The 11,026-nt window shown below is 35.6% G+C and carries 10 protein-coding genes; 6 read left to right on the forward strand and 4 right to left on the reverse strand.

Annotation, left to right across the window (positions count from 1 at the left end; all coding sequences use genetic code 11):
- Nucleotides 1–56: 56 nt before the first annotated feature.
- On the reverse strand, nucleotides 57–3,293 hold the full coding sequence (gene leuS, locus ABWO41_RS10125) for a leucine--tRNA ligase (protein WP_353137304.1): 3,237 nt from the start codon (nucleotides 3,291–3,293) through the stop codon (nucleotides 57–59).
- A gap of 192 nt (nucleotides 3,294–3,485) precedes the next feature.
- Nucleotides 3,486–3,914 carry a lipocalin family protein gene (locus ABWO41_RS10130; protein ID WP_353137306.1) on the reverse strand — a complete coding sequence of 143 codons (429 nt, stop codon included), beginning with the start codon at nucleotides 3,912–3,914 and terminating at the stop codon, nucleotides 3,486–3,488.
- A 223-nt stretch (nucleotides 3,915–4,137) separates the two neighbouring features.
- Between ABWO41_RS10130 and ABWO41_RS10135 the strand changes: the two genes are divergently transcribed.
- Genes ABWO41_RS10135 through ABWO41_RS10155 form a run of 5 tightly spaced genes read left to right on the forward strand, consistent with a single transcriptional unit; the run spans nucleotide 4,138 to nucleotide 7,775 of the window.
- The gene (locus ABWO41_RS10135; protein WP_353137308.1) at nucleotides 4,138–5,016 is read left to right on the forward strand and encodes a cell division protein FtsX; all 879 of its coding nucleotides are present in this window, start codon (nucleotides 4,138–4,140) and stop codon (nucleotides 5,014–5,016) included.
- A gap of 3 nt (nucleotides 5,017–5,019) precedes the next feature.
- The gene (locus ABWO41_RS10140; RefSeq protein WP_353137310.1) at nucleotides 5,020–5,247 is read left to right on the forward strand and encodes a DUF3098 domain-containing protein; all 228 of its coding nucleotides are present in this window, start codon (nucleotides 5,020–5,022) and stop codon (nucleotides 5,245–5,247) included.
- The gene (locus ABWO41_RS10145; protein WP_353137312.1) at nucleotides 5,247–6,041 is read left to right on the forward strand and encodes an undecaprenyl-diphosphate phosphatase; all 795 of its coding nucleotides are present in this window, start codon (nucleotides 5,247–5,249) and stop codon (nucleotides 6,039–6,041) included. The genes ABWO41_RS10140 and ABWO41_RS10145 overlap by 1 nt, the downstream gene beginning before the upstream one ends.
- Complete coding sequence (gene truB / locus ABWO41_RS10150; protein ID WP_353137314.1) at nucleotides 6,041–6,769, forward strand: tRNA pseudouridine(55) synthase TruB; 729 nt, start codon at nucleotides 6,041–6,043, stop codon at nucleotides 6,767–6,769. The genes ABWO41_RS10145 and truB overlap by 1 nt, the downstream gene beginning before the upstream one ends.
- A gap of 13 nt (nucleotides 6,770–6,782) precedes the next feature.
- Complete coding sequence (locus ABWO41_RS10155) at nucleotides 6,783–7,775, forward strand: bifunctional riboflavin kinase/FAD synthetase (RefSeq protein ID WP_353137316.1); 993 nt, start codon at nucleotides 6,783–6,785, stop codon at nucleotides 7,773–7,775.
- Between the two features lie 186 nt (nucleotides 7,776–7,961).
- On the opposite strand, the gene ABWO41_RS10160 is transcribed toward ABWO41_RS10155, so the two are convergent.
- Nucleotides 7,962–8,582, reverse strand: coding sequence for a LysE family transporter (locus ABWO41_RS10160; RefSeq protein WP_353137318.1), 621 nt, complete (start codon nucleotides 8,580–8,582; stop codon nucleotides 7,962–7,964).
- A 377-nt stretch (nucleotides 8,583–8,959) separates the two neighbouring features.
- Between ABWO41_RS10160 and ABWO41_RS10165 the strand changes: the two genes are divergently transcribed.
- A complete protein-coding gene (locus ABWO41_RS10165) occupies nucleotides 8,960–9,895 on the forward strand; it encodes a DMT family transporter (RefSeq protein WP_353137320.1) in 936 nt (311 codons plus the stop codon).
- 80 nt (nucleotides 9,896–9,975) lie between these two features.
- Here the strand turns inward: ABWO41_RS10165 and ABWO41_RS10170 are convergent.
- Nucleotides 9,976–11,026 (reverse strand): sulfate adenylyltransferase subunit 1 (locus ABWO41_RS10170; RefSeq protein ID WP_353137322.1); only part of this gene is annotated, 1,051 nt, incomplete at its 5' end.

An 11,026-nucleotide genomic window follows, 5' to 3' on the forward strand; every position in this document is an offset into this window, starting at 1 on the left:
ACATAAAAAATGGCCAGAATTTCTTCCGACCATGAGTGGTTTTAAACCGCCTTTTGTTATATCACAATATTAATGATTCTTCCTTTTACAATAATGACTTTCTTAGGTGCTTTTCCTTCGAGGTATTTCTGTACCTGGTCGCTTGCCAATACCTGCTTTTCTATTTCCGAATGATCAAGATCCAATGCAAAACTTAAGTTAGTTCTTGTTTTTCCGTTTATAGAAACCGGATAATTGAACTCACTTTCCACCAAATATTCGCCGTTAAACTTAGGAAAATCAGCACCAGACAAAGAACCAGCCTTATTTCCTAACAATGCCCAAAGCTCCTCGGCAATATGAGGTGCATAAGGAGAAAGTAAGATTACCAAATCTTGTAAAACGGTTCTCTTATTACATTTCAAGTCGGTTAATTCATTAACCGTAATCATAAAACTGGACACCGATGTGTTGAACGAAAAACGCTCTATATCGTCCTCTACTTTCTTAATTAACTTATGCAGAGATTTTAACTCCGGTTTTGTAGGTCCGTCTTCCGATACCTGAAATTCAAAAGCATCGTTGTGAAACAGTTTCCAGAATTTCCTTAAGAATTTGAAAACGCCTTCAATTCCATTTGTATTCCATGGTTTGCTTTGCTCCAAAGGCCCCAGGAACATTTCGTACATTCTTAAAGTGTCTGCACCATATCTTTCTATCAAATCGTCGGGATTTACCACATTGAATTTAGATTTGGACATTTTCTCTACTTCAACGCCACAAATGTATTTCCCTTCTTCCAATACAAATTCGGCATCTTTAAACTCTTCTCTCCAGTTTCTGAATTTATCCAGATTCAATACATCATTTTCAACGATGTTAACATCTACATGAAGTGCTGTTGTTTGGTAATTGCTTTTCAGGCCGTAAGAAACAAAAGTATTTGTTCCTCTTCCGTCTTCACTCATCACTCTATAGACAAAGTTAGAACGTCCCTGAATCATTCCCTGATTAATTAACTTTTTAAAAGGTTCTTCTTCCTTAGCGAACCCTAAATCTTTCAGGAACTTATTCCAGAATCTGCTGTATAACAAGTGACCTGTGGCATGCTCGGATCCTCCAATATATAAATCTACATCTCTCCAATAATCTATTGCCTTTTCAGAAGCAAATTCCTGTGCATTATTTGCATCCATATATCTGTACCAATACCAGCTACTACCTGCCCAACCTGGCATAGTACTTAGTTCATACTCATACTCATTTTTATATTTCCAGTCCTTAGCTCTTCCTAATGGTGGTTCGCCGGTTTCTGTTGGCAAATACTTATCAACTTCCGGCAACAGCAAAGGCAATTCGCTTTCGTCAATTAAATATGGCAAACCATTTTTGAAATATACCGGAACCGGTTCTCCCCAATAACGCTGGCGGCCAAAAATCGCATCACGCATACGGAAGTTCACCTTAGCATATCCTTGTTCCCTTTCCTCTAGAAAATCAATTAACTTAGCCGTTGCTTCTTTATATCCCAATCCATCTATAATACCCGAATTGATATATTTTCCTTCTTTAGTAGGGTCTGCCTGTCCTTCTAATACCTGAGTATCTAAAATCTGGATAATTGGTAAATTAAAATGGCTTGCAAACAAATAATCTCTTTGGTCGCCAGACGGAACAGCCATTACAGCACCTGTTCCATAGCCCGCTAAAACATAATCAGCAATCCAAACCGGAACTTTTTCTCCGTTTAATGGGTTAATGGCATATGCTCCAGTAAATGCTCCGGAAACTGTTTTTGTATCCGCCATTCTGTCCAATTCAGATTTTTTCTTGGTTTGTTGAATATATTGATCTATTTCTTCCTTACGATCTGGTGTTGTAATTTTAGAAACTAATTCATGCTCTGGCGCAATAACTAAAAAGCTTACACCATAAATGGTATCAACACGTGTGGTAAAAACCTCGATATAGGCCTCACCCCCCGCCCTCTCCGAAGGAGAGGGAGCTGATTGCCCTAAAGAAATACGCTGTGATAATTTTTCTTTAATTTCCGCAACTATTTTCTCTGTCTCATTAATGACCTCTTCATTTGTAAAACGGATAACATCAAAACCTGCTTCATTTAAAAATTGGGTTCTTATTTTATCGTATTCTATTGCTTCAACATTGTTATGATATTCCCCATCAACTTCTATAACCAATCTCTTATCTAAACAAGCAAAATCAGCAATATAACCATCTATCACATGTTGCCTTCTTATCTTATAACCGGTTTCATTATTTCTCAAATACTGCCATAAAAGTTCTTCCGCATCAGTTTGATTTTTACGGTTAAACCTTGAGTTTTCCTTCAATAATTTCCAGGCAGCTGAATTTGCAGTTTCATAGCCAAATGCGCTATCCTGCACTCCCCTCTCTTTCGGAGAGGGGTTGGGGGTGAGGCGAAACTTAACCATCGCTCCAACACTCTTCCCAATCCAGTTACGTTGCATTTCTTTTAATGGCTCAGGCCAATCTATAACATCCAAACCTTTCAACAATCTTTCTGCATAGGCGGTAATACGCATACTCCATTGCATCATTTTTTTCTGTTCTACCGGATACCCACCCCGTTCAGAAAAACCACCTATTACTTCATCATTTGCCAATACGGTTCCTAAAGCGGCACACCAGTTAACGGTGCTCTCTTTTAAGAAAGCTAAACGATACTTTAGTAATTCTTCTTGTTTTTCTTCTTCTGTTAATGAAGACCAATCAGAAGGTAACATTTTTCTTATATCGTCATCGCTAACTGCTTTCACACCGACAGTTCCTTCTGTTTGAAATTTATGGACCAATGTCGAGATATGCTCTGCTTTATCTGTCTCCAGATTGTACCATGAGTTAAAGAGTTGCATAAAAATCCACTGGGTCCATTTATAATAATCGGGGGAGCTTGTCCTAACTTCTTTACTCCAATCAAAAGAAAACCCTAAATTATCTAATTGCTCACGGTAACGATTGATATTAGCTTCCGTCGTAATTGCCGGATGTTGTCCAGTTTGTATAGCATATTGCTCTGCTGGTAAACCAAAAGAATCGTACCCCATTGGATGCAGTACATTGAAACCTTTCAATCTTTTGTATCTGGAAAAAATATCAGAAGCAATGTATCCAAGCGGGTGTCCTACATGTAAACCTGCACCGGATGGATAAGGAAACATATCCAACACATAGTATTTCGGTTTAGAATCATCTACCTCAACTTTATATGTTTCATTGTCGGCCCAAAACTGCTGCCACTTCTTCTCGATATTCTTAAATTGATAGTCCATATTCGCCTTTAGATATAAAAACCATTATTATGAATATTTTAATATATAATATTCATTTTTCGTATAAAATGCGAAAATAAAAAATTAATATGAAGAGGTCATTTTAATTTTTATAAAGAAGTGTTATTAAATAAATAAGCCGTTCCGGCTTCCCGAAACGGCTTATTTATTTAAGCTCTTTAAATTTTAATTTTACTGTTTCACGTAATGTGTTTCATGTACATAAGCTGCTTTTGCTTCTCCATCAACTAAATCTTCTGAAACAATTACTAATGTGTTTCCATTAATCTTTACTTTAAGAGTTGCTTCTCCATCAATGACAAGTTGACCATTAGAATAAGTATATGTTCCTTCGTCAGTATCTTCCAACTTACCGTCATAATACTCTTTTACTGTATATTTCCCACCACTCAGTGTTAATATATCATATCTTGCATCGGAGTGATTATCTACTTCTTCATCTCCGTGTCTAGTACCATTTACAGTAGCATAATAAACTTCTTTAGTTGATCTCCATGTGCCCTCTATAGATCCGTTGTCATCATCCTTATCTTTCTTACATCCGGTAAAAACTGTTGCTGTTACTGCAAACATTAATAAAGTCAATAGCGCTTTTTTCATAATAATAAAGTTCTAAATTAATTGATTAATTAACCATAAAACAGATTAACCTCCCTATCCTACGGCGCACAAATAAAACAAGCTTTTATCATTATTAAAATACCAAAAAAAGGGTATTTTTAATTCCACGCTAAAATTTTAATCTTCACAAATCGTTAAAACCATGTTAAACATGCTTGTTTTACATTCATGTTTATTATTTTCGCAAGATAATCGAACAACTATGGAAGAATTCGAAGATAGCAGAGCATCAAAAAAAACGAAAGCCATATATGTATCTACTGTAATTAGTATTTCTTTGGTATTACTTATGGTAGGTTTATTGGGCTTAATCATTGTACATGGTCGAAATCTATCAAATTATGTGAAAGAAAACATCGTTCTTAATGTCATTATCAACGAGGGAACTAACGAAGTTGATATTCTGGCTTTGCAAAAGCAAATTGAGAGCAACGAGTATGTAAAATCCACTCAATATATCAGTAAAGAATTAGCTGCAAGAAATCTGACACAGGATTTAGGAGAAGACTTTATCAAATTTCTGGGCTTCAACCCTTTGCTTTCTTCTATTGATGTTTATTTAAAAGCCGATTATGCTAATAATGAAAGCATTACAGTTCTTAGCAAAAAATTACAGAGTAATCCACTAATCAATGAAGTACGCTATCAAAAATCATTGGTAGATATGATCAACCAAAATATCAGAACAATTTCTTTGGTTATTTTAGGATTTGGAGCCGTTCTCCTCATTATTGCGGTCGGATTAATCAACAACACTATTCGCCTGGCTATATATTCTCAACGTTTTCTGATTAAAAGCATGCAGCTGGTGGGCGCTACTAAAGGTTTTATTCGCAGACCTTTTATTGTGTATGGTATGCTTCATGGCTTAATTGCCGGTTTAATCGCTATTATATTGTTGGTTTTAACTTTATACCTGGCACAGCAACAGATACCGGAATTAGTTATTCTTAGAAATTACTTCGAATTTGGACTGGTCTTCATTTTAGTTATTGGAGTTGGTATTTTAATCTCCTGTCTAAGTACATACTTCGCAGTTACGAAATACCTGAAATTAAAAGTTTACGATTTATACAGATAGAGCATGATTAATCAATCTCAAAATAAAAACAAAGTCAATTTTGTATTTGACAAAAGCAATTATCAGTTTCTCATTATCAGTATCCTTGTCGTTGTACTGGGATTTGCACTAATGATTGGCGATACGGATATCTATAGCTTTAGGAAAATTGTTTTGGCACCAATTGTTGTAATAGCTGGTTTTGGATTAGGTTTTTACGCTATTTTAAAAAAGAACTCTTTTAATAAATAATGAATATTATTGAAGCCATTATTTTGGCTATTATTGAGGGCTTAACTGAATTTCTTCCTGTTTCGTCTACCGGACATATGATTATCGCCTCTTCTTTAATGGGCATACAATCAGACGAATTTGTAAAACTATTTACCGTAGCCATTCAGTTAGGTACTATTCTATCTGTAGTAGTATTGTATTTCAAAAGATTTTTTCAATCTTTTGACTTCTATTTTAAACTATTTGTCGCTTTTGTTCCGGCTGTTATTTTTGGCTTGCTTTTCTCCGACAAAATAGATGCTTTATTGGAAAGTCCTTTAGCTGTTGCTATTTCATTGGTTGTGGGCGGGGTTATTTTGCTTTATGCCGACAAGTGGTTTAACCAGGGTAATATTGATAAGACAAACGATATTAGTTACCCGACAGCATTTAAAATTGGTTTATACCAATGTATTGCCATGATCCCGGGTGTTTCCAGATCGGGAGCAAGTATTATTGGTGGTATGGCTCAGAAATTAACCAGAAAAGCTGCAGCAGAATTTTCATTCTTTTTAGCGGTACCTACTATGTTTGGTGCTACCGTAAAGAAGTTGTATGATTTTTTTAAACAAGGCAGCGTATTAACAAGTGAAGAAATTAATATTCTTCTTATTGGAAATGTTGTTGGTTTTATTGTGGCAATAATAGCCATTAAAAGTTTCATAGGCTTTGTTAGCAAACATGGTTTTAAAGCTTTTGGTATATATAGAATAATAGTAGGCGGAATTATTTTAGCTTTGTTATTAAGCGGAAGTAATTTACAAGTGATGTAATGGTTGAAGAAAAAGAACCGAGAACTTTTCCCGAATTTAATTTTACACAGGGCGAGGTTTTACTAATAAATAAACCCTACAAGTGGACCTCTTTCGATATTGTAGGAAAACTTCGCAATAGTTTTAAACCTTTAAAGCTAAAGGTTGGGCATGCAGGAACATTAGACCCCTTGGCCACAGGCCTTTTGGTTATCTGTACGGGGAAGCTTACCAAACAAATAGACACTTATCAGGCAGAAGAGAAAGAATATACAGGAACTATCACTTTAGGGAGTACAACACCTTCCTACGATTTAGAAACTGAACCAGACCAGTTTTTTGATATTTCTGCTATTACAGAAGAACAGATAAAAATCAATACAAAATATTTTACCGGAGAAATTTCACAATTCCCTCCCATCCATTCTGCTATTAAAAAAGATGGCGAACGGCTGTATTTAAAAGCCCGAAGAGGTGAAGATGTCGAAGTTACTGCCAGAAAAGTTACGATTAGGGAGTTTGAAATAACAAGGATCGAACTTCCGGAAGTAGATTTTAGGGTAAGCTGTTCTAAAGGTACTTATATCAGATCTCTGGCTCATGATTTCGGCAAACAATTGGGCATTGGAGCGCATTTATCTAAACTGAGAAGAACCAAAAGTGGCAATTTTCATGTAAATGATGCTTTTGAAATAATGGAGCTGGTAAATCATATTAAGGAGATCAAGCAAAGTCCGGATTATAAATAACGATTGTCAGGGAATGAAAATATATAATCATATCGATGAGTTTATTCCTCTAAAAAATGCTGCAGTTACAATCGGCACTTTCGATGGTGTACATATCGGGCACCAGAAAATCATTTCTCAGTTAAAGAAAGAAGCGAAAAAAATTGGCGGTGAAACGGTTATTCTCACATTTTTCCCACATCCGAGAATGATTCTTCATCCCGAAGATCAAAGTCTGAAGTTAATAACAACTATGCCTGAAAAAGCGGAGTTGTTAAAGCAGATGGGTATCGATCATTTGATCATCACTCCTTTCACCCGAGATTTTTCTAATCTTTCACCTGAAGAATATATTAAACAAGTACTGATAGATAGAATTGGTACTAAAAAAATAGTTATCGGCTACGATCACAGATTTGGAAAAGACAGATCTGGCGGATTACCGGAACTTCAGGCTTATTCGGAAGCTTATGGATATACTGTAACCGAAATTCCAGAGCAAGATATTAACGAAATTACAATATCTTCCACAAAGATTAGAATGGCCTTACAAAATGGAAGGATAAAAGAAGCTAACGAATTCCTGGGACATATTTTCACTTTAAACGGAAAAGTAATTAAAGGAGATCAGATTGGCAGAACTTTAGGATACCCTACTGCCAACCTTTTTATTGAAGAAGATTACAAACTGATTCCCTGCGATGGAATTTATGCTGTCGAAGTAATGACACAGCCATCTTCCAAAAACAAAAATCAGGAAATCACCAACCTTTACGCATCAGAAACTGTCTCGGGAGAAACCGTTTACCAGGGAATGGCTTACATTGGACACAGACCTACAATAAACGGAATGAGTCAAAATATCGAAGTGAATATTTTTGATTTCAATGAAGACATCTACCATAGTAAAATAAAACTGCTGTTCCACGACTTCATCAGGCATGACATCAAATTTAATTCACTGGAAGAACTAAAAACACAGCTCGCAGCCGACAAAATTGCTGTTTTGAAAAAGTTTGGCGCATAAAAAAAGCTCTTCTTTTGAAAGAACTTTTGATGTTAGTGTATATGTAGTATCTTATTCCCTGCGAATGAAATTGACTTTAGTCAACCATCAGCAAAGGTAGAATGAATTTTTAATCAAATACCTTTACAGCTTAAATGTTACAATAATATTTGCAGCGGAAACTTATAGCGGATGTCAAAGCCCTTATCAGAAAGAAAAATAGATTCTACCCAGTTGTACCAGAATAAGTATAAAGAATATAATGGCTACACTTTTATTGATAGCCTTACTGCTTAGTGAAAATTTCTCTTTGATATAAATCGCAAATCTGGCAAACAGATAAAGCGCAAGAAATGCTCCTATTGCTGCTCCTACTGCAAAAACTTCCAATCCGAGATTATCCGGATCAACCCATCCGTTAGAAATCAGATAAGTACCGCCAATCATCCAGAATGGTATCTGCATTGGATTAAAAATCCCCAGAATTATCCCTAACCTGATGCTATCTCTTTTTCGGCATCTCTCTTTTTCCTCAAAGTCGTGTTTTCCTCCGGATCTCCATGCACTTACTCCCAACACAATAAAAATCAGCACCAGTATCCAATCCAGCCAATATATTAAATCTTTCTTTTCTGCAAACCACTCTGCAAACTGCAGCAACAGGTAGGTGAAGAACGCTTCAAAAACAGAAAAAGTAGTAACAAAGATCAATGCTTGTTTTAATCCTCTATTTGTAGAAAGTTGTACAGTAGTTAAATTGATATTACCAAAGGGAAGATACCCTATAAAGTTTACTACTATAGCAACAATTAAATTTTGAAGAAGCATGGGTGCAAATATAGTTTGCTTATCCGGATTTACAATATCATTTTAGGTAATAGATTTGGAGTCCACTCATTTTATAATGATATAAAAATATATTCTCCGTTAAGAAAAGCTGTAAAATACCCGCATATGCTTAACCTATAATTGAGGGAACGATAGAATTTTAATATAATTTATCAACTATGTGCTTATCCCATATGTATAGCCTTCCAAATGAATTAACTCATACATTCCTTTATAAACTCGTGGTTCGGAAAAACCAACATTTCTGTTTCTATAAAATGCATCTCCGGGCATAATAGACTAAAGCAATGAGAAGTTCAATTTTTAAAACTAAAAAAGATAAAAAGCAACAAATAAATTGCTTCTTTTGCAGCGCAATGAAAAGCACTGATAAAGCAATACTTTTAGGATTGGTTTCTGCACTCTTTTTTAGTGCGACTTATATTTTTAATAAAAGTATGGCTTTGTCTGGTGGGGACTTTCTCTGGACTGCGAGCTTACGATATTTGATTACGCTTCCCTTTATAGTACTAATAGCTCTTTTTAACAAAGAAGGTAAAATACTTTTCAAAACTTTTTTTCAAAACCCTAAACCCTGGATTATCTGGGGCACAATTGGTTTCGGCTTGTTTTATCTATGCCTTACTGCAGCAGCAGCCATTAGTCCAGCATGGCTAATAGCCGGAACATTTCAAAGCACCATTATAGCAGGTTTACTGCTTTCTCCTTTCATTTATAAAGACAACAGGAAAATTATCTCTAAAAAGGCATTTTATGCCAGTTGTATAATATTATTAGGTGTTGCGCTATCGCAGATTGGTGAAATAAAAAGAGAAGAATCTTCGCAGTTAATCTGGGGTACCGTGTTAGTTATTTTAGCAGCCACTTTCTTTCCTTTAGGTAATAGAAAAATTCTTCTGTACCAGGAAAATTCAGCAAACAAGCTATCGCCTGTACAACGCGTTGCCTGTATGACTCTCGGCTCTATGCCCTTATGGATAATAGTATCTTTTCTGGCTTACGAACGAAGCGGATTACCTACAGAATCTCAGCTTATACAATCGGGATTAATAGCACTGTTCTCCACAATTATTGCCACCGTTATATTTTTTAGGGCTACAGAAATGGCAGGCAATAATGCAGAGGTATTAGGAGCTGTAGAGGCAACTCAATCGGTAGAGATTATAATTACCTTAATCGCTGAGATAATGTTTCTAAACGCCAGTTTCCCATCTGCATTGGGATGCTTTGGTATCATTACTATCATTTGTGGTATATATTACTATTCCAAAGTATCCAATAACAAAAAATAATAGATTGTTCTACAAATTTACGGTAAAAGAAAAGCCAGAATAAAATCCTGGCCTTTTCAATATGGTATCTGTTTTTATAACTACAATGCCGCTCTTAACATTAAAGCGCCTACTGTTACATTTGTTCTACTGTCAATAATTATTGCACCGCCGTTTCCTTTGTTTTTTTCAAAAGCATCAAATGCCAGTTCATCAGCAGTCTTTATCTCAACCCTGCCAATATCATTCAATCCGAAGAAATCTGCATTCACTTTTTCTAAAGTATTAATATTTACTTTATAAAGTATTTCCTGAATTTTACATCTGGTAATTTTGCTGTTATGCTGAATAAAATAGGTAGCAGAAGTATCCAATTCTCTGGTATCCATCCAGCAAATATCTGCTTCAATCTGGTTGCTTAACATTGGCAGCCTGTCTACTTCAGAAATGATATCTCCGCGAGAGATGTCAATATCATCAGCTAAATGAATGGTTACAGACTGGCCTTCTTCTGCAATTTCTAAATCTCCGTCATAAGTTTCAATTCTTTCTACTTTAGAACGCATCCCGTTTGGAAGAACTTTTACGCTGTCTCCTACCTTAAAAGAACCGCTTGCTACTCTACCGGCATAACCTCTGTAATCTGGTAATTCTGCTGTCTGAGGTCTGATAATCCATTGAACAGGAAATCTTGCTGGCAAAGTTTTATCTTCTTCTCTTACAGGTACGGTTTCTAAGTAATCTAATAAAGGCAAGCCGTCATACCAGGGAGTAGAGGTAGATTTGCTTACAATATTATCTCCTCTTAAAGCACTTACAGGTAAGTAATGTACATGTTTAACATTTACTTTTGCTATAAGCGCTTCGTAAGCTGTTTTAATATTATTAAACACTTCTTCGCTGTAATCTACCATATCCATCTTGTTCACACAAAGAACAACATGTTCTAAACCCAGCAAAGAAACTAAATAAGTATGGCGAATAGTCTGCTCAATCACTCCTTTTCTGGCATCTACCAGAATAATAGCTAAATCGGCATTAGATGCACCGGTAACCATATTCCTTGTGTATTGAATATGGCCTGGTGTATCTGCTATAATGAACTTTCTTTTATCTGTCTGGAAATATTTATAAGCAACATCTATAGTAATT

The sequence above is a fragment of the Pseudopedobacter sp. genome, from assembly GCF_040392825.1.
Classification (GTDB): Bacteria; Bacteroidota; Bacteroidia; order Sphingobacteriales; family Sphingobacteriaceae; genus Pseudopedobacter.